Here is a 17,688-nt window from a genome sequence, read left to right on the forward strand (position 1 = left end):
GCCGATGGCCCACAGCCCGTCCAGGTTGGCGGCGCCGGCCCAGACCTGGCCCTGGCCGTCGGCCGCCACGCTGGCGATGTCGGCGCCATCGGGCAGCGCCACGGTGCGGATGCGGCGGTTGCGGAAGCGTTCCAGACCGCTGGTGCTCATGGCCCAGATGTTGCCCTCGCGGTCTTCCAGCATGCCGATGATTTGCGGATTGCTGAGCTGCCAAGCCTGATCCAGGCGCTCGGCCGGCAGGGTCGACGGATCGAAGCTGGCGCTGGCCGGCAAGTCCTGCTTGCGGATGCGGGCGATGCCGTTGGGTGCGCGCAGCAGCCACAGGTTGCCGTCGGCGTCGAACAGATCATGGGTCTGGCGGAACAGGTGGCGGTTGGTCTCCAGGCGCGGCAGTGGCGCACCCTGGTAGCCGCTGGGCACGCGCTCGATGCGGTTGCCGCTGCGGCGCCACATGCCGCCGTCCGGCGCGAAGAAGGCGCCCGCCTCGCCGGCGCGGCCGGTGGGGCGGAAACGGCGCGCCGCGCGGTCCAGCTTGAACCACTCGTCGCCGCTGACCACCCATAGCTGGCCGTACTGGTCGAGCGTGGCTTCCTCCACCGTGCGTTTGGGCAGGCCCCAGCCATCGCCGATCTGCTGCCAGCTGCCCTTGGCATAGCGCACCAGACCGGAATTGGTGCAGATCCACACCTCGTCCTGATCGGCGGCGATGTCGAACACCATGTCGACGCGGGCCGCGTTCCAGGCCGGCAGCGGCACGATGTCGCCGTGGCGGATCAGGTTGACGCCGCCGTCGAGGTAGCCGACCAGCAGGTCGCCATTGGCCTTGCCGGTCAGCGTGGAGATGCGCGCGCTGAGCAGGCGTTGGCCGGTAGGCGACTGGAAGCGCTGGAAGCTGAGGCCGTCGAAGCGGTAGAGGCCGTGGTCGGTGCCGATCCACAGCCAGCCGTCGCTGCTCTGCGCCAGACTGGTGATGCTGCCCGGCGCGCCATCCTTGCGGCGCCAGGTGTCGTGCTGGTAGTCGTGCAGGCTGACGCGCGGGTCGAGCGCCTGGGCGGCCGGGCTGGCCGCCAGCAGCGTCAGGGCCAGCCATAGGCAGCTGCGTGGCCGAAGAATTAAACCTCGCATGTCGCTAATGATTTCCGTGATGGCAATGATCGGGACGCCGATCATAGCATCACGGACCCTGCGGCACCTCAGGCGGTGTCGCCCGGCCGCAGTTCGATGGTGTCCTGACGGCCGGATGCTGGACCGCAGCCAATCACTGCCATGACAGACTCGCTCAGATGATCGAGTCCCAGCGTCTGTTCGATATCGACATCATTGACGGCAGCGGTAACAAATGCCGGCAGGCCGGCTTCAGTGGCCAGCAAATAGAACGTCTGCGACAGATGACCGGCGTCCAGGGTGATGGCTTTGTACGCTTTCGGATGATTACGGTACTTCCAGAAATTACGGAGCACGCGTGCGACCAGAATCACCTGGATCGGCGCTTCGGCAAACCAGTGTTGGTCAGCCACCAGTTGTAGCGCCAGCGCGGCGGCTTCGTCTTTCTCCAGCATGCGCAGAGGGCGCAGCACATGCTCGACCTGATGATAATGGTAAAGCCCGGGCGCGATGCCGTCGACGCGCTGCACCAGCACGTAGGCTTCGGTGGGATGCAGGCCGCCAGCCGATGGACTGGTTTTCTTCAGCACGTCGCCGTCCGGCCCCACGTTGCGCACTGACTGGGCACCGAAAGTGCGTTGCAGCAGCCGTGCCAGCACTGCCTGTGACAGAGATGCGCTGGTGTCGAAATTGCGCCCGGTATAGCGGTTCAACAGGGCGTCGTCGAGCAAACCCTTGCCGGCGGGCGGCAGCGCGACACTGGCGCCCACTGCGGCGGGGTGGATGGTCGGTGGCGGTGGTGGGCCGTGACGGTCCACCAGTTCCTGGAAGCTGGGCGTCTGCATGCCGGTTTCGGTACGGACATCGCGCCAGCGGGAGAAGGTATGGATCAGGGCCGACAAAGGCCGCCATTGCTGGCTGCGCAGCTTTTCATCGCGTTCGCGCATGGGTGTGCTGGCATCGTCATCGCCGATCAGCAAGCCCAGTTCCAGCAGCGCACCGACCACGGCGCCGCCGTGCCGTTGTTCGGCTTCTTCGCGGTCAGTCCAGAGGGTCTGGCTGATCGTTCCAAGGACCAGCAACTGTTCGGTATTGAGTCCTACCTCGCGGTCGAGGTGCGGCACCAGCGCCACCCAGCTCAATTGCGCTGCAAGCGTGTTTTGGCCAGCAAACAGCTTGGCCCAGTCGATGGTCAAATCCTCGCGCGATTCTACGTAAAAGACGGCGCAGCGGCGTATTTTCATGGCGGATTTCCGTATCGAGAATAAGGGGGTGAAGTCTAGCTTATTTCGCCGATCGGACGGAAGTCGTCACTCCTAGAATGTTGTTCAGCGGCATAAATTGTTGTGGCCGAAAACTGATCAAACTTTTAAAGGAATTCGAAATGCAAACCACTACCTCTCAGGATTTCGGCGCGGTTATCGGCAAACTGGCCAGCGACGATATCTTCCGTGAACGCGTGATGGCTGATCCGGTCGGCGCTTTCGGCAGCATCGGTATCTCGCTTGATCCTGCTTATGTACCGGCCGTCTGCCAGCTGCCAAGCAAGGAAACCATGGCTGCTGATCTGGCCGCTTTCGGCGAGAAGCTGGACAATAAAGCAGCGATGATTATCTTCCTCATGTCGGGTAACGCCTGAATCAGCGCGTGAGCGCGCAGGTGCACCGTGCCTGCGCGCGGCTGGTCAAGCACCTTGCTGGCCACCGTTTTCGCCGGCATCCCAAGCCCTATCGCGATGGCGCTTCCGCGACCATCAATTCTTGTACGAAGACCGTGAATGCGCGTGCTTTCGCGCTGGCCAGACGCCCGGAGGGATAGACGGCCCACAAGTCGATTGTCGGCAATGACCACTGCGGAAGCAACTGTTCCACCGCGCCTGCCGCCAATTCTGGCGCAAACATCCACTCCGATACGATAGCCACGCCGACACCGCCGCACACCGCCGCGCGTACGCCTTCCGCTGCGTTCACGCGCAAACGCCCCTGCACGGTCACCGACAGTTCGCTGCTATCGCGTTCGAACGACCACGTGGTCGCACCGCCCGAGTCCGACAGATAGACCACCGCTTCGTGCCGCGCCAGGTCGGCCGGGATTTCAGGCACGCCGCGCTCGGCAAGATAGGCCGGCGCGGCCACGACCATGCGACGCCCGGTGGCGATTTTACGCGCCGTCATCGAAGAATCGCCCAGGTCGCCCATGCGCAACGCCACGTCGATGCCGTTCTCCAGCAGGCCGATCTGACGATCATCGAGCATGACCTCGACTTCCAGCAGCGGATGACGATCAAGAAACCGCTTGATGTGCGGGATGATGTGCAAGCGGGCGAAGGTCACGGCCGCGCAGACGCGCAGCTTGCCTACCAGGTCGGCACTGACGCCACGCGCCGCGCCATCGGCATCGTCGACCATGGCAATCGCGCGCTTGGCGGATTCGTAATATGCCTGGCCCGCTTCGGTCGGGGTCAGGCCGCGCGTGGAGCGCAGCAGAAGGCGGGTCTGCAGCCGTTCTTCCAGCTGTGCAATTGCTTTGGACACGGCCGGCTGGCCTACCTCCAGACGACGTGCCGCGGCCGAAAACGATCCGGTCTCCACGGTGCAGACGAAAGTTTCCATCAAAGTAAGTCGATCCATCGCATTCCTTTTCAATGCGGCTGGCCGCCACACCTGGCATGCCGCGCAGGAAAGAATTATATGCGCACCGTTTTGCTGCCCCAACATGGCGGAGCGCCGGCACTGTCCGGCTGCATCCGCGACGCGCTGGCTTAATGGCTCATCTCATCTTTTTTCATCTCGCCTTTCGCCATCCCATCCTTGGCCATCGCATCATGGCTCATGCGATTCTTCTTCATGGCGTCGTTCTTCATTGCGTCCTCGGCAAAGGCGGCGCCCGACATCAGCGAAGCGGCGATCAGGATCATGGCAAATGCTTTCATGGTAGTTCCTTCGTGGTGAAATAAACGATGGTGGTGTTGCAGATAGGGTCGGACGCTTAACTGCCGCCGAAGCAGTTGTACCCCTGGTCTTCCCAATACCCACCGGGATAGGTATTGGTCACGCAGATCGCCTGGATATGCTTGGGGTTCTGGTAGCCCAGCTTGGTCGGCATGCGCAATGTCATCGGACAACCGTAGCGCGGCGGCAGCGTCCGGCCGTCGTAGCTCCGCGCCATCGGCGTCTGTGGATGCAGCGCGGTGGCCATGTCGATGCCAATGGCCGATCCGCAGCCAGGCCGGATGGATGGTCGTGTTGCATGGGCTCATTGGGGGCTCCCGGTTGGCGCCATCGGCGGGACGCACGCAGAGGTATCGACGGCTTGCAGCACATGCGCGCGCTGATCCTGGACAAAAGCAAGCGCCCGCAGGCCATCGCCGCGCCACTGCGGCGGCAGGGCGATGTCGCTGTGCAGCTCGGCCCGGCCATGCGTGAATGCGACGGGGCCGAGCCAGAGCCGGACCGTGTCGTCGTGGTGCAGGGTCGCGCCACCGTTTTCACCGCGTTTCACCTGGCTGACCAGACCGCTTTCAGTGATGGCAACGTACAGGTCGCCGGCCGCTTGCGCATCGGTGAGGCGCGCCTGCACGTCGAGACGCAAGCCGGTTCCCGCTCGGGTGATCGACGCGGTCTTGAGTATGATCGATGCGGCGGCAGGCGTGGCGTTGAGGCGCCGGATCGTGGCGGGCAACCCACTCTGCCAGTCACGCAGCTCATCGCCGTTGACGAAGAACTGGGGCGTGTAGGCGACCCGCAGGCGACGCTGGTCGAGCAGTGCGCGCTGGCGCGCGTCGAAAGCGGGCTGGGCGAAAGGATCGCGCCAGCCCAGGCCGTCCCAGTAGGTCACATGCAGGCCGAGCGGAACCACCACGGCGTTGGCTGGCAACTGGCTGCGCAGGGCACGTAACCGGCTATCGGCAGGCGGGCAGCTCGAACAGCCTTCACTGGTGTACAACTCGACCAGGGCAGCGGTCGACGTCCCGCTCTGGACCTCGCATGCCGCGGCGGCATGGGCCGGCGGTGCTGGCGGAACCAGCGCCAGCAGTACGGCGCTGGCGAACGCAGCGGGATAACGCGGCATGGACATGGCGAATCGCTCGGTTGGGGATGACACTGGATAATTCGGCGCGGCCGCGATCGCGGTTACACGCGCATAAAATTTTTCTTCGCGGATATCGGGTTGTTGTTCTTGATATCCCGCAAAATATTTTCGCGGTATGGTGTAACCCGCAGGCCGCGCGCCACGAATAAGGGCTGGATGTATCGGCGTGTTTCACGAGGAATGGCATGAAAACTGATGATTTTGTAACAATGCTGGCAACGGGTGTCGATGCAGTCGATCCGCGCGCCGTGGAAAAGCGCTTCGCGCTGGCGCTGGCGTTGGGCTTGTCTGGCGCGGGTATCTTGATGGTGGCCCTGCTGGGCGTGCGGCCTGATCTGGGCGAGGTGGCGATGACCGGAATGTTTTGGCTCAAGCTGGCATTCCCCGCCGCCGTGCTGGGCGCGACGCTATCGGTAACCATGAACCTGGCGCGGCCCGGCAGCAGCGCGGTGGCCGGCTGGCTGTTGTCGGCTGCCGTCCTGGCGGCGCTCTGGATCGGTGCCGGCGCGGTGCTGCTGGCGGCGCCGCCGGCGCTGCGGCCGCATATGATACTCGGCGACACCTGGCGGGTGTGCACTCTGTGCGTGACGATATTGTCGTTGCCGGCGTTTTGCGCGGTGTTCTGGGCGCTGCGCGGGCTGGCGCCGACCAGGCCACACCAGGCTGGCGCCGCTGCCGGTCTGCTGGCGGGAGCGCAGGGTTTGCTGGTGTACTGCCTGCATTGCCCGGAGATGACGCTGCCTTTCTGGGCCGTGTGGTATCTGCTCGGTATGTCGGCGCCGGCGGTGCTGGGCGCGGCCCTGGGCCGGGCGTTGCTGAGGTGGTGAGCGGTGGATCTGAACAGGCATACGGCACAGATGCAAGATAACGGACCACGCTCTCCCGTCGAGGAGCAACTACAAACCTTGCTGTTGGCCGGCCTCGACGGGGACGCGCGCGCCTATCGGCAATTCCTGGACGAGTTGACCAAGCGTCTGCGCGCCTTCCTGCGCCGGCGTCTGTTCGACATGCACGACCAGGTGGAAGACATCGTGCAGGAAACCCTGCTGGCCGTACATAATGCCCGCCTGACCTACCGGCGCGGGCAGCCGGTCACTGCCTGGGTGTATGCGATAGCACGTTACAAGTTGATGGATTTCCTGCGAGTGCGCATGCGTCATGACGCGCTCAACGATCCGCTCGACGACGCCAGCGGCATGTTCGAGGAGTCTGCCGAACAGGCCAGCGATGCGCGCCGCGACCTCACGGTGCTGCTGGCGGCGCTGCCCGACCGACAGCGTTTGCCGATCGAGATGGTGAAGTTGCAGGGCTTGTCCGTGGCCGAGACGGCCAGCCGTACCGGCATGTCGGAATCGGCGGTGAAGGTGGGCGTGCACCGCGGCCTGAAGGCATTGGCCGCCCGCATCCGCGGTGAGCGCTGAGCGCTGGCCGTGCGGATCAAATTCCCGCAGCGCCCTGCAGGCTGATGCCGGATTTGGTGCCGACCGGCTGTTCGCCAGTACGGGTGAGCGTGCCGTCGGGGCCGATCGCGTACACGACGATCTTGTCGTTGCCGGCATAGTCCTGGTACAGATACTTGCCGTCCGGGCTGATCCAGGCGTCGGCGGCGAAGCTTGACGTCCCGGCCTTGATGGCCGGCTCCGATGCCGCGCTGGCATTCACCAGCGTGAGCTTGCCCGTGGTGTCCAGCGCGAATTGCGCTATGGTACCGCTGCCATTGCTGACGTAGACGAAGCGGTTATCCGGCGTGATCGCAATCCAGCACGGCGCCATCTGGCCGGCCACCTTGACCGGTCCGCTCAACAAGGAGAATGCGCCTCCGGCGCTGAAGCTGTAAGTGGTGGCGGTCGTGCCGGCCGCATCGGCCGTCACGTACGTACCCGATTGCGCGCCATGCGCGAACACGCCGCCAAATGGTCCGATCCCGGCCGTGGTCGACGCCACCGGCTTGGCCAGCGTGCCGTCGGCATTGATCGGGTAGGCCAGCAGGGTATTGCCCGGCGTGGTCGGCGTGAGCGCGCGCAGGAAGCCGTTGACCACCACGTACTGGTGATCGGGGCTGATCGAAACTTCCGTCGGCAGTGCGTCCGGTTGCAGCACCGGATATTGCCCCAGTGGTGTCAGCTTGCCGTCGGTGCCGACGCGGTAGGCGCCCAGTTCGTTGGCGCCGCGCTGGTGGGTTACGTACAACACCCCGGCATTGAAGGCCAGCGAGGTTGGCTGGACCCCGCCGGTCGGCGAGACTGCCTGTAGCATCAGGCCGCCGGCCGGTGTGATCGCGAACACGCTGACCGTATTGTCGCCCGCGTTGGCCACGAACAACTGGCGCCCATCATCGGAGACCACGACGCTGTGGTTGCTGGTCAGCGCGTCCGGCGCCACCGCGTTGCCCATGAAGTAGTTGACGCCGTTCGTGCCCTTGCCGCCAGTGCCGACCGGCGCTTGCGGCACGAGCGAACCGTCGGCATTGCGCAGGAAATGCACGACCAGGTTGTCGGTGTCGTTGGTCTGCGCGAACAACTGGGCGACCGGCGGCGGCGCCGGGTGGTTGTCGCCACCGCAGGCCGCGAGAAGGACGGCGACCGCGGCCGCCACTGCATAATGCTTGCTCATTGAATTCTCCACTGATAGACGTCTGGCCTGTGCCAGGGATGGACAGGCATATGGCGGACTGCGCGCGCCGCCGTATCGGGACGGCTGCGGCAGACCGGTGGATAATTCGCCTGTGCGCGCGCTGCGGTTACAGGACGGCGCATTTTTTGGCGATGCGCCGGATGTCATTGAAACCGGCCAGGATGAGGTCAGATCATCGCCTTGCCGACGGACGCGCCGCCATCGACGAACAGTGTCTGTCCGGTGATGAAGCCGGCGTCTTCGTTGAGCAGGAAAGCCACGGCTGCGGCAATTTCGTCCGGTTGCCCGAAGCGTGCCATCGGCACGGCGTTCAGGTAGCGTCGTTCGCCCGGGCTGCCAGGTGGGTTGTTTGTGCGGAACAGCTCAGTCTCGGTCGGACCGGGCGCCACGGCGTTGACGGTGATACCTGTCGTCGCCAGTTCCAGCGCCCAGGTGCGCGCGAACGTGATCAGGGCGGCCTTTGCGCCGGCATAGGCGGTGCGATCGGCTGTACCGAGCACGGTCAGGCTGGCGATGTTGACGATACGCCCCCAGCGTTGCGCGCGCATGTGCGGCAGCAGCGCTTGCGCCGCCTGGACCGCGGGTCGCAAATTCAGGTCGAGCACGGCATCCATGTCGTCCAGCGAGATGCGCGCGAGGCCCTGCGGCCGGACCAGCCCGACATTGTTGACCAGTCCGTCGAATTGGTACTGTGAGGTGAGGTGGTCCAGCGTCGCGGCGGTGGCCGCGCGGTCGGCCAGATCGACGGCGACCAGTGTGCCGGGAAAGTCGGGGCGCGCCGCATGGCGCGCGAGGCCGACGACGTGATGCCCCACGCGGGCGAGCCGGGTGGAGAGCGCCAGGCCGATGCCCTGGCTCGCGCCGGTGACGAGGAAAGTCCGTTTAACCATGATCAGCTCCAGGAAAGCGGACCGGCATGCGCGCCGGCCACGCAAGGTTGGTCTATCGCATCAGCCGGCGGCCGGCAGGCGTGCCAGGGCCGGCAGCATGCTGTCCGGCTCGGGACGGCGGGTGTAGTCGGGATTGACTTCGGCGTAGGCGATGATCCCATCCTGGCCGATGACGTAACGGGCCGGCATCGGCAGGGTCCACGCCGGGTCGTCATTGAAAGCCGGCAGGTCGTTCTTCAACCCCTTGTACAGGTCGATCAGATAGTCCGGCAGCGCGAAGCGCAGGCCGAATGCGGCGGCCACGTCGTTGTGGGTATCGCTCAGGATCGGAAAGTCCAGCTTGTTCTGGCGCTGCGATTTGCGGCTGTTGGCGGCGGTCTGCGGCGAAATCGCCACCAGGTTGGCGCCAAGCGCCTGGAAGCGTGGCAGCGTTTCCTGCAGCGCCTGCAGCTCCAGGTTGCAGTAAGGGCACCATACGCCGCGGTAGAAGCTGATGATCAGCGGGCCCTTGACCAGCAGGTCCGCCGACGATACCGGCTTGCCTTCGGGGTCGTTCAGGGTAAAGGTCGGTGCACGGTCGCCTGCCTTCAGCGCGCGGCCCGCCTGGCCGGACGCGACCAGTTCGGCGGTGGCGCGTTCCATGATCGGATGGATTTCCGCTGGCGCGAAGTAGGGGGCTTTGCCGCCTTTGAAGTCGGCTTTGAATGCGTCGAGTTTGGCTTGCAGTGTCATGATGTGTTCTCCTGTCAGGGTAGTGAAATATTGCGATATGAAGCATGTTGTCGGTCGGGGCAGACCGGTGGTCAGCGGTTTGGCCGACGGCGCGCGGCAGCAGAGGGCGAAGTGCCCGGGCGCCCGGCGCGATGAAGAGTGATGGTGGACATGGTGGATGCCTTTATGTGAGTAGACAGGCAGGTGTTATGCGCGTGACTCGCTCCATCACCGCGGCTTCAGGTTGCCGACGCCAGGCCATCAAGGCGGACGATGGCGCGTTGCACCGCCGGGCGCTGCGACATGACGTCGAACCAGCGGGCAACGTGCGGGCTGCCATCGAGATCGACACCGGCAAACGCGCGTCGCCAGAGCCAGCCGAAATGCGCGATGTCGGCAATCGAATAAGCATCGCCGGCGGCGAATTCGCTCCGGGCCAGCACGCCGTCGAGCACTGCCAGCGTACGCAGCGCTTCGCCATGGAAGCGCTGGATCGCGTGCGGTATGACTTGCGGCGCAAGCTTGTCGAAGTAGCCGGCTTGTCCAAACGCCGGACTGACGGCGGAGGCGTGGAAGAACAGCTGCTCGAAGACGCGCGCGCGCGCTTGCCCGGCAGCCGGCAACAAGGCGCCATGCCGTTCGGCCAGATACACCAGGATGGCGGCCGATTCCGTCAGCGACATGGGCCGGCCGGCATCCGTCACCGTCAGCACGGGCACCTTGGCGTTGGGATTGAGCGCGATGAATTGCGACGATTTTTGTTCGCCCTTGCGCACGTTCACAGCGTGCAGCTCGTAATCAAGGCCCAGTTCTTCGAGAGTGATGACGGGCTTGATGCTGTTGGGTGTGGCGAATGCGTGGAGCTGGTACATGGCATGTCCTTGGGGGAAGAGTTGAGGCCGGCGTCTGCCGGCCCCTGGCTTATTGTTTGCCGGCCTTCATCGACTTGACCAGCGCGGCCGCGCTTGCGCCCTCGAGGCTCAGGCCGTAACCGGTCTGCTGGATCAGCGCCAGCTTGATCGGCTGCATGAAATAGGCGCGCGTGTCGCGCCGGGTAACCTCCGGCTTGGTCAGGTAGCGAGCGGCCAGTTCGCGTGCCCGGGCGACGGCCTGACCGTCGGGGACCACCTCGGACACCAGCCCGTACTCCCTGGCCTGCGCCGCCGTGAAGGGCTTGGGATCGAGCAGCAGGGCTTCAGCGCGGGTCGGACCCATGCGGTAGGACCAGGTGGTATAGATGCCGTCGCCCGGCACGATGCCGCCGGCAAAGTGCGGCGCATCGTTGAAGGTGGCGCCGGCGCCGGCCACGACCACGTTGGACAATGCGCAGTATTCCGTGTGCACCCATGCCTTGCCCTCGACCGCGCAGATCATCGGCACGCGGATGTTGGCGATGTTTTCAACGATCTGCGTGCCCTCGTCATGCACCCCGGACCAGACATCGGGGTCGCTGACGTCGCCGAAGGACGCGAAATCGATATCGCTCATCCACTGCCCACCCTTGCCGGTCAGGATCACGATCTTGTTATCGCGATCGCGGCTGATGTGATAGAAGGCATCGACAAACGCTGCGTGCGCCTTGGCGGTGAACTTGAACGGCGCGCCGTTGGTATGCATCTCGACCAGCAGAACGCCGTGGCTGTCGCGCGTCATGCGCATGTTCTCGGTCTGGGTGAAATAGGCCGGGTCGGCGGCGTGGGCCAGGCTGGTCATGCCGGCGGCCAAGGCAAGCGCGGCGCTCAGGGTACGCAGGGTATTCATGGTTATGCTCTCTCGGTGTATGGGTTGGCTCGTGATGTCTTACAGCGCTGGCGCGGCGGGGAAATCGACCGGTACCTGGGTCAGTGCATGCAGGTAGTTGGTGATGATCTTGTCGCCGATGACCATGACCGCGTCGACCAGATGGCCTTCCGTGTAGCCGGCGGCAAAGAACGCCTCGGTCAGCGCAGGCTCAGCGTGGCCACGGCGTTCGGTGGCGCTCTTGACCAGGCGTGCCAGCGCGTCCAGCTTGGCGTCGAACGGCGCGCCGCCCTTGCGGATCGCGATGATCTGCTCCGGCGTGAAGCCGACCATGCCGCCGATGACGGTGTGCGCGGCCAGGCAGTAGGCGCATGCGTTGACCTGGCTGACCACCAGGTTGATGACTTCGCGCTCTTTGGCGTTCAGCGAGCTCTTGCCGTTTTGCAGGGTCAGGTAATTGCCGAGGGCATGCTCGGAGTGTGCCAGCGTGGCGTACAGGTTGGGCACCATGCCCAGGCCTTGCTGGAGGTTTTCGAAGATGGCCTGGTTGGCAGGAGAGACGGTGGCGGCGGTCGGGATGGTGAAGGTTTTCATGATGTGTCCTTGCTGGTTGATGTGTGTTGCGACAGGACGAACTATGAAGTTTTTCAGCTTTCCGCAGTAGCAAGCCGGGGGGCATAAGGGTTATTCCCGCCAGCGCACAAGTTGCCCGCGGCGGCCGCCGACAAAAATCCCACACCCCACCTGTCGCACGGGTGTGTGCGTTGACATTGAAGATTTGCCGGTGCTATAGTTTCTTCAATAAATGGAAACGCTTCCATTTAATTCATAAATGAATAAACGGAGACGGGCGGACCACGAGCCGCCTGCGCGAGGAGACTGCATGTTGGCACTCAGCCCTGCTTGGCCGGGCGATGGGGCGTTGCGCCCATCGTCGTTGCAAACCCTGTCCCGACTGCTTGCGATACCGCTGCTGGCGCTGTGCGCGCTGGCGCCGGCGTCGGCGCAGACAGTGCACGCCTGGATCACCACCGGCGACCGGACGCAGTTGCTGGCGCCGGCGGCGGAGGCGAAGTTCAAACCGGGCGCCGACGCCGCCACCATCATCGAGGTCGATCCCAGGCAGCGCTTCCAGCAGATGGTCGGCTTCGGCGCGGCCATCACCGATGCCTCGGCCTGGCTGATCCAGAACAAGCTGAACGAGCAGCAGCGCGCCGCCCTGATGAACGAGCTGTTCGGCCGCCACCCCGGCATCGGCTTCAGCTTCACGCGGCTGACCATCGGCGCCTCCGACTTCTCGCGCCAGCACTACAGCTTTGACGATATGCCGCCGGGTCAGAGCGATCCCGAGCTCAAGCACTTTTCGATAGCCCCCAACCGCGCCGACGTGCTGCCCGTGACCAAGGCGGCGCTGGCCATCAACCCGCAGCTGCGCGTGATGGCCTCGCCGTGGAGCGCACCCGGCTGGATGAAGACCACCGACAGCCTGATCCAGGGCACCCTCAAGCCGGAAGCGTTTGCGCCATTCGCGCATTACCTGTCGCGCTACATCAGCGCCTACGCGCAGGAAGGCGTGCCGATCTACGCGCTGACCCTGCAGAACGAACCGCACTTCGAGCCCAAGGATTATCCCGGCATGCGCGTCGATCCGGCCAAGCGCGCGGCCTTCATCGGCGGTCATCTGGGACCGCTGCTGGCGAAAGAGCATCCGCAGACGCGCATCCTCGACTGGGACCACAACTGGGACGAGCCGGGCTCGCCGGCCGACGTGCTGAAAGATCCGCTCGCCTACAAATACGTCAGCGGCGTGGCCTGGCACTGCTATGGCGGCGATGTGCGCGTGCAGGCCGCGCTGCACGACCGCTGGCCCGACAAGGAGACGTATTTCACCGAATGCTCGGGCGGCAAGTGGGCGCCGAACTGGTCCGACAATCTGCAGCATTTCACCCGCACGTTGGTGATCGGCGCCACGCGCGGCTGGGCCAAGGGCGTGCTGGTATGGAACCTGGCGCTGGACGAGCACGACGGTCCGCACCTGGGCGGCTGCAAGGATTGCCGCGGCGTGGTCACCATCGACAGCCGCGACGGCAGGATCACCCGCAACGAGGAATATTACGCGCTGGCCCATGCCAGCCGTTTCGTGCGTCCCGGCGCGCAGCGCATTGCCTCCACCAGCGGCTATGACCAGCTCGACACGGTCGCCTTCCGCAACGCCGACGACGGCTCGCTGGCGCTGCTGGTGACCAATTCGGCGCAGGCGCCGCGCCGCTTCGCGGTGCGCGTCGGCCAGCGCAGTTTCGATTACACCCTGCCCGCAGCGAGCGTCGCCACCTTCACCTGGAAATAAGCCGTCGGCTGCCGTGATGCCGCGGCAGCTTTTTTCTGTAGTGCCCCGGAAGCGCTTCCACGCGATGGAGGCGGGGGCTGTTTTTTTCAAAAATAAGAGAGAGATGCCAATGAAAAAACAGAGCCACACCATGCAACTGACGCCCATCGCCGCCGCCTGCGCCGCGCTGACGTTTGCCGCCGTGCCGGCCGCCGTGCATGCGCAGCAGGGCGCGCAAGCGAGCGCCGGTGACGAGGTCCAGCAGGTGACCGTCACCGGTATCCGCCGCAGCATCGAAACCTCGATGGCGATCAAGCGCGATGCCGATGCCATCGTCGAGGCGGTCACCGCCGAGGACATCGGCAAGCTGCCCGACGTGTCGATCGCCGAATCGATCGCCCGCCTGGCCGGCCTGACGGCGCAGCGGGTCGAGGGCCGCGCCCAGGTGATTTCGATCCGCGGCCTGGCGCCGGACTTTTCCACCACGCTGCTGAACGGCCGCGAGCAGGTGTCCACCAGCAACAACCGCGGCGCCGAGTACGACCAGTACCCATCCGAGCTGATCAACGGCGTCACCGTGTACAAGACGCCGGACGCGGCGCTGGTGTCGGGCGGCCTGTCGGGCACCGTGGACCTGCAGACCGTGCGGCCGCTGGACGTACGCCAGCGCACCATCGTGCTGAACGCGCGCGGCGAACACAATTCCAACGGCAAGCTCAATTCGAACACCTCGGCCAACGGCAACCGTCTGAGCGCGTCGTACGTGGACCAGTTCCTCAACAACACGCTGGGCGTGGCGATCGGTTACGCCCACCTCGATTCGCCGGGCCAGCAGCAGGAATACAAGTCGTGGTGGTGGGGCACCAACCGCAATCTGCCGGCCGACATGCAGAACGTGGTGACGCTGAACGGCGCCGAAGTCACCGCCTCGTCGCGCGAACAGAAGCGCGACGGCCTGATGGCGGTGGTGGAATACCGGCCGTCCAAGGAGTTCCGTACCACGCTGGATCTGTATTATTCCGAGTTCAGGCAAAACACCACCATGCGCGGCCTGATGTGGAATTCCAATCAGGACAATCCGATCCGCTACGTCAATCCGCAGGTCGAGAACATCGGCGGCACCCGGCTGCTGGTGGGCGGCGCGCTGACCAATCTGGAACCGATCGTGCGTAACGACTACAACCAGCGCAAGGACAAGCTGGGCGCGCTGGGCTGGAACAACACCTTCAAGCAGGATGGCTGGACCCTGATCGGCGACCTGTCGTATTCCAACGCCAAGCGGCGCGAGGAAGTGCTGGAAACCTATGCCGGTCTCGGCCCTGCGGGATCGGGCAGGACCGACAACAATTTCCAGTTCAAGATACCCACCGGCAGCGGCCTGCCGACCTTCACCCCGAGCATCAATTTCGCCGACCCGAACATCATCAAGCTGAACGACGTCGGCGGCTGGGGCAAGGATGCGGACATGCACCACCCGCTGGTCGAAGACAGCCTGGGCGCGGCCAGGTTTTCGGCCAAAAAGGAGCTGGACGGCATGTTCCGCAGCCTGGAAGGCGGCATCAACTACAGCCGCCGCGAGAAGACCCACGCCGACACCAACAACTACTGGTTCCTGAAGAACGGCCGCGCCCCGGCCAGCGTATCGTCCGACCTGTTGCAGCCGTCGACCTCGCTGTCCTTCGCCGGCATTCCTGCGGTGATGAGCTATGACGTGCTGGGGGTGCTGCACAAGTATTACGACATGCAGCCGGCGCGGCCGAACGATCAGGCGCTGCAGGACTGGGGCGTGACCGAGAAGATCGCCACCGCCTACGCCAAGCTGGGCATCGATGCCGAGCTCGGTCCGATTCCACTGCGCGGCGCGCTCGGCCTGCAGGCGGTCAATGTCGATCAGAAATCGCGCGGCGCCACGGTCAACGGCGGCACCCTGGGCAGCATCAGCGGCGGCAAGAACTACACTGACTGGCTGCCCAGCCTGAACCTGAACTTCGATCTGGACAAGTACCTGAGCACCACCAACCTGCGCTTCGGCGCCGCCAAGACCGTGGCGCGGCCGCAGATGTCCGACATGCGCGCCGGCATCAGCGGCGGCGTCGACGCCACCACCCGCATGTGGAACGGCAGCGGCGGCAATCCGGATCTGGAACCGTGGCGCGCCAACGCCTATGACCTGTCGATGGAAAAATATATCGGCAAGCGCAGCTACATCGCCGGCGCGCTGTGGTACAAGAAGCTGCAAAGCTACATCTACAACCAGCAGACCGAGTTCAGCTTCGCCGGCTTCCCGAATCCGTCGGCGGTGGTGCCGCTCCAGGATCTCGGCACGCTGAACCGGCCGGCCAACGGCACCGGCGGCCTGGTCAAGGGCGTGGAGCTGTCGGGCGCGCTTGACGCCGGCCTGGTGTGGGATCCGCTGGACGGCTTCGGCGTCACCGGTTCGATTTCCGGTACGGAAAGTTCGATCCACCCGAACGGGCCGGGCACCAAGGAAAAGCTGCCGGGCCTGTCGGGCGTGGTGTCCAACCTCACCTTGTACTATGAGAAAAACGGTTACTCGGCGCGCGCCAGCCGCCGCTACCGTTCGGCCTACCGCGGCGAGGTCACCGGCCTGTTCGCGCAGCGCGCCTTCAGCGAAATCCTGGCCGAGCGCCAGATCGACCTGCAGCTGGGTTACGCGTTCGAGGAGGGCCGCTACCAGGGCCTGTCGTTGCTGTTCCAGGTGAACAACCTGAACAATTCGCCCTACCAGACGCGTCAGGGCGATCCGTTCGCGGGTGGCGCGTATGCGCCGGAACGCTACACCACCTACGGCCGCCAGTTCCTGTTGGGCCTCAACTACAAGCTGTAAGTTCGCTGGCGTACATAGGCGGATGGGGAGTTAGCCTATGTAACGCCGGGGTGATAGAATCGTCTATCCTCCCCCTTCAGAAAGCGATCCCGCACGATGCAAGCGCCTGCCATTGTCACGCTGGACAACTGTGCGGATGAGCCCATCCATCTCCCGGGCAGTATCCAGCCGCACGGGGCGTTGCTGGCGTTCGATCTGGCCGGCTGCCTGCTGGCCTGGAGCGACAACGCGGCGCGCCTGCTCGCCCTGCCGCTGGCGCTGGAAACGCCGCTGGCGGCGCTGGCGCTGCCGGCCGACGTGCACCAGCTGGCCGGCGAGTGCCTGGCCGGTGTCGAGGATGGCGAAGCGCCGGCCAGCGCGCTGGAGGTGGCGATCGGCGGCCGGCAGTTCGACTGCATCGTGCATGCGTACGGCGCGCGGCTGCTGATCGAATTCGAGCTGCGCGACGTGCCCAGCGATACGGTGGCGGCGTTCGCGCTGAAGGCGCATGCGGCCATCGACCGCCTCAAGCGGCAGAAATCGATCGACGCGTTGTTGCAGCTGGCCACCGAACAGGTGCGCGCCATCACCGGCTTCGACCGCGTGATGGGCTACCGCTTCCACCAGGACGACAGCGGCGACGTCATCGCCGAGGCGCGGCGCCAGGACCTCGAACCGTATCTGGGCCGGCGCTATCCGGCCAGCGACATCCCGGCCCAGGCGCGCCGGCTGTACATCATCAACAGCCTGCGCCTGATCGCCGACGTCAACTACACGCCGGCGCCGCTGAGCGGCCGTGCCGGCGCCGCGCCGCTGGACCTGAGCCACAGCGTGTTGCGCAGCGTGTCGCCGATCCACATCGAATACCTGCAAAACATGGGGGTGGGCGCGTCGATGAGCGTGTCGATCGTGGTCAACGGCCGGCTGTGGGGCTTGCTGGCCTGCCACCACATGACGGCGCACCAGGTGCCGTATTCGATCCGCATGGCGGCCGATGTGATGGCCCAGGTGATCGCCTCGCTGGTGCAATCGATCGAGGCGCGCGAGCGCGCGCTGGCGGTGGAACAGTCGGCCGAGGTGCGCACGCGCATCATGGAAACCCTGTTGCACGAGGACGAGCCGACGCGCGCCTTGCTGCAGCACGCGCCGGCGCTGTGCCAGTCGCTGCAGGCCGAAGCGCTGGTGATCACGCAATACGGCAAGGTGCGCGTGCATGGCGAGCTGGATACCGCGCTGGCGGCGCGCATGGTGGCCTCGCTGCCCGAGGGCGGCGACGAGATCGTCGAACGCAACGCCATCGGCGACTGGCCGGAGGCGCTGCGCGCCGACCTGGCGCCCTGGGCCGGCGTGCTGGCGCTGCGCTT

Annotated in this window: 17 protein-coding genes and 1 pseudogene; 6 read left to right on the forward strand and 12 right to left on the reverse strand. The window is 65.1% G+C overall.

The genetic code is table 11. The annotated features are described in order from the left end of the window. Both E4L98_RS01640 and E4L98_RS01645 read right to left on the reverse strand, forming a co-directional pair. The coding region (locus tag E4L98_RS01640; RefSeq protein WP_167761251.1) for a ligand-binding sensor domain-containing protein at positions 1–1,125 on the reverse strand (1,125 nt) is incomplete at its 3' end. A gap of 68 nt (positions 1,126–1,193) precedes the next feature. Continuing rightward, a complete protein-coding gene (locus E4L98_RS01645) occupies positions 1,194–2,348 on the reverse strand; it encodes a putative peptide maturation dehydrogenase (protein WP_135199825.1) in 1,155 nt (384 codons plus the stop codon). A gap of 140 nt (positions 2,349–2,488) precedes the next feature. On the opposite strand from E4L98_RS01645, the gene E4L98_RS01650 reads away from it, so the two are divergent. Beyond that, positions 2,489–2,743: an NHLP-related RiPP peptide gene (locus E4L98_RS01650; protein WP_167761252.1), complete on the forward strand. Its 255-nt coding sequence runs from the start codon at positions 2,489–2,491 to the stop codon at positions 2,741–2,743. Positions 2,744–2,831: 88 nt separating this feature from the next. Here the strand turns inward: E4L98_RS01650 and E4L98_RS01655 are convergent, their stop codons facing one another. The 4 genes and pseudogenes from E4L98_RS01655 to E4L98_RS01670 form a co-directional block, all read right to left on the reverse strand. Next, entirely contained in the window at positions 2,832–3,734 is a 903-nt protein-coding gene (locus E4L98_RS01655; protein ID WP_135199827.1) for a LysR family transcriptional regulator, read from the reverse strand. Positions 3,735–3,865: 131 nt separating this feature from the next. Beyond that, positions 3,866–4,036 (reverse strand): pentapeptide MXKDX repeat protein, encoded by a 171-nt coding sequence (locus tag E4L98_RS01660; protein WP_135199828.1) that lies wholly within the window; start codon positions 4,034–4,036, stop codon positions 3,866–3,868. 56 nt (positions 4,037–4,092) lie between these two features. Beyond that, positions 4,093–4,308: pseudogene (locus tag E4L98_RS01665) on the reverse strand (molybdopterin-dependent oxidoreductase); the annotation flags it as partial. 51 nt (positions 4,309–4,359) lie between these two features. Beyond that, on the reverse strand, positions 4,360–5,181 hold the full coding sequence (locus E4L98_RS01670) for a DUF1223 domain-containing protein (protein ID WP_229257192.1): 822 nt from the start codon (positions 5,179–5,181) through the stop codon (positions 4,360–4,362). 200 nt (positions 5,182–5,381) lie between these two features. Here E4L98_RS01670 and E4L98_RS01675 point away from each other — a divergent pair, with 200 nt between their 5' ends. Together E4L98_RS01675 and E4L98_RS01680 are read left to right on the forward strand one after the other, a co-directional pair. Further along, complete coding sequence (locus tag E4L98_RS01675) at positions 5,382–6,023, forward strand: DUF1109 domain-containing protein (protein WP_135199829.1); 642 nt, start codon at positions 5,382–5,384, stop codon at positions 6,021–6,023. Between the two features lie 30 nt (positions 6,024–6,053). Continuing rightward, positions 6,054–6,617, forward strand: coding sequence for a sigma-70 family RNA polymerase sigma factor (locus tag E4L98_RS01680; protein ID WP_135199830.1), 564 nt, complete (start codon positions 6,054–6,056; stop codon positions 6,615–6,617). A 16-nt stretch (positions 6,618–6,633) separates the two neighbouring features. Here the strand turns inward: E4L98_RS01680 and E4L98_RS01685 are convergent, their stop codons facing one another. The 6 genes from E4L98_RS01685 to E4L98_RS01710 all read right to left on the reverse strand — a co-directional run bounded on the left by E4L98_RS01685 (position 6,634) and on the right by E4L98_RS01710 (position 11,765). After that, entirely contained in the window at positions 6,634–7,809 is a 1,176-nt protein-coding gene (locus tag E4L98_RS01685; protein ID WP_135199831.1) for a beta-propeller fold lactonase family protein, read from the reverse strand. Between the two features lie 188 nt (positions 7,810–7,997). Then, the gene (locus tag E4L98_RS01690) at positions 7,998–8,720 is read right to left on the reverse strand and encodes an SDR family oxidoreductase (RefSeq protein ID WP_135199832.1); all 723 of its coding nucleotides are present in this window, start codon (positions 8,718–8,720) and stop codon (positions 7,998–8,000) included. Positions 8,721–8,780: 60 nt separating this feature from the next. Next, positions 8,781–9,452: a peroxiredoxin-like family protein gene (locus E4L98_RS01695; RefSeq protein WP_135199833.1), complete on the reverse strand. Its 672-nt coding sequence runs from the start codon at positions 9,450–9,452 to the stop codon at positions 8,781–8,783. Between the two features lie 218 nt (positions 9,453–9,670). After that, a complete protein-coding gene (locus E4L98_RS01700) occupies positions 9,671–10,303 on the reverse strand; it encodes a glutathione S-transferase family protein (RefSeq protein ID WP_135199834.1) in 633 nt (210 codons plus the stop codon). Between the two features lie 49 nt (positions 10,304–10,352). After that, positions 10,353–11,192, reverse strand: a complete 840-nt coding sequence (locus E4L98_RS01705) for an enoyl-CoA hydratase/isomerase family protein (RefSeq protein ID WP_205746641.1) — start codon at positions 11,190–11,192, stop codon at positions 10,353–10,355. A gap of 39 nt (positions 11,193–11,231) precedes the next feature. Continuing rightward, positions 11,232–11,765: a carboxymuconolactone decarboxylase family protein gene (locus tag E4L98_RS01710; RefSeq protein ID WP_135199835.1), complete on the reverse strand. Its 534-nt coding sequence runs from the start codon at positions 11,763–11,765 to the stop codon at positions 11,232–11,234. Between the two features lie 289 nt (positions 11,766–12,054). Between E4L98_RS01710 and E4L98_RS01715 the strand changes: the two genes are divergently transcribed. The 3 genes from E4L98_RS01715 to E4L98_RS01725 form a co-directional block, all read left to right on the forward strand. Continuing rightward, positions 12,055–13,518 carry a glycoside hydrolase family 30 protein gene (locus E4L98_RS01715; protein WP_135199836.1) on the forward strand — a complete coding sequence of 488 codons (1,464 nt, stop codon included), beginning with the start codon at positions 12,055–12,057 and terminating at the stop codon, positions 13,516–13,518. 109 nt (positions 13,519–13,627) lie between these two features. Continuing rightward, positions 13,628–16,345 carry a TonB-dependent receptor gene (locus E4L98_RS01720; protein WP_135199837.1) on the forward strand — a complete coding sequence of 906 codons (2,718 nt, stop codon included), beginning with the start codon at positions 13,628–13,630 and terminating at the stop codon, positions 16,343–16,345. A 96-nt stretch (positions 16,346–16,441) separates the two neighbouring features. After that, the coding region (locus E4L98_RS01725) for a GAF domain-containing protein (protein ID WP_135199838.1) at positions 16,442–17,688 on the forward strand (1,247 nt) is incomplete at its 3' end.

The sequence above is a fragment of the Duganella callida genome (genome assembly GCF_004614165.1).
GTDB lineage: Bacteria > Pseudomonadota > Gammaproteobacteria > Burkholderiales > Burkholderiaceae_D > Rugamonas > Rugamonas callida.

What these genes read in the sequence shown, in the direction of transcription:
- E4L98_RS01670 (WP_229257192.1), bottom strand. Translation starts at nt 5,181, where the DNA reads ATGTCCATGCCGCGTTATCCCGCTGCGTTCGCCAGCGCCGTACTGCTG.
- E4L98_RS01675 (WP_135199829.1), top strand. Translation starts at nt 5,382, where the DNA reads ATGAAAACTGATGATTTTGTAACAATGCTGGCAACGGGTGTCGATGCA.
- E4L98_RS01705 (WP_205746641.1), bottom strand. Translation starts at nt 11,192, where the DNA reads ATGAATACCCTGCGTACCCTGAGCGCCGCGCTTGCCTTGGCCGCCGGC.
- E4L98_RS01695 (WP_135199833.1), bottom strand. Translation starts at nt 9,452, where the DNA reads ATGACACTGCAAGCCAAACTCGACGCATTCAAAGCCGACTTCAAAGGC.
- E4L98_RS01650 (WP_167761252.1), top strand. Translation starts at nt 2,489, where the DNA reads ATGCAAACCACTACCTCTCAGGATTTCGGCGCGGTTATCGGCAAACTG.
- E4L98_RS01660 (WP_135199828.1), bottom strand. Translation starts at nt 4,036, where the DNA reads ATGAAAGCATTTGCCATGATCCTGATCGCCGCTTCGCTGATGTCGGGC.
- E4L98_RS01690 (WP_135199832.1), bottom strand. Translation starts at nt 8,720, where the DNA reads ATGGTTAAACGGACTTTCCTCGTCACCGGCGCGAGCCAGGGCATCGGC.
- E4L98_RS01685 (WP_135199831.1), bottom strand. Translation starts at nt 7,809, where the DNA reads ATGAGCAAGCATTATGCAGTGGCGGCCGCGGTCGCCGTCCTTCTCGCG.
- E4L98_RS01720 (WP_135199837.1), top strand. Translation starts at nt 13,628, where the DNA reads ATGAAAAAACAGAGCCACACCATGCAACTGACGCCCATCGCCGCCGCC.
- E4L98_RS01715 (WP_135199836.1), top strand. Translation starts at nt 12,055, where the DNA reads ATGTTGGCACTCAGCCCTGCTTGGCCGGGCGATGGGGCGTTGCGCCCA.
- E4L98_RS01700 (WP_135199834.1), bottom strand. Translation starts at nt 10,303, where the DNA reads ATGTACCAGCTCCACGCATTCGCCACACCCAACAGCATCAAGCCCGTC.
- E4L98_RS01645 (WP_135199825.1), bottom strand. Translation starts at nt 2,348, where the DNA reads ATGAAAATACGCCGCTGCGCCGTCTTTTACGTAGAATCGCGCGAGGAT.
- E4L98_RS01710 (WP_135199835.1), bottom strand. Translation starts at nt 11,765, where the DNA reads ATGAAAACCTTCACCATCCCGACCGCCGCCACCGTCTCTCCTGCCAAC.
- E4L98_RS01680 (WP_135199830.1), top strand. Translation starts at nt 6,054, where the DNA reads ATGCAAGATAACGGACCACGCTCTCCCGTCGAGGAGCAACTACAAACC.
- E4L98_RS01655 (WP_135199827.1), bottom strand. Translation starts at nt 3,734, where the DNA reads ATGGATCGACTTACTTTGATGGAAACTTTCGTCTGCACCGTGGAGACC.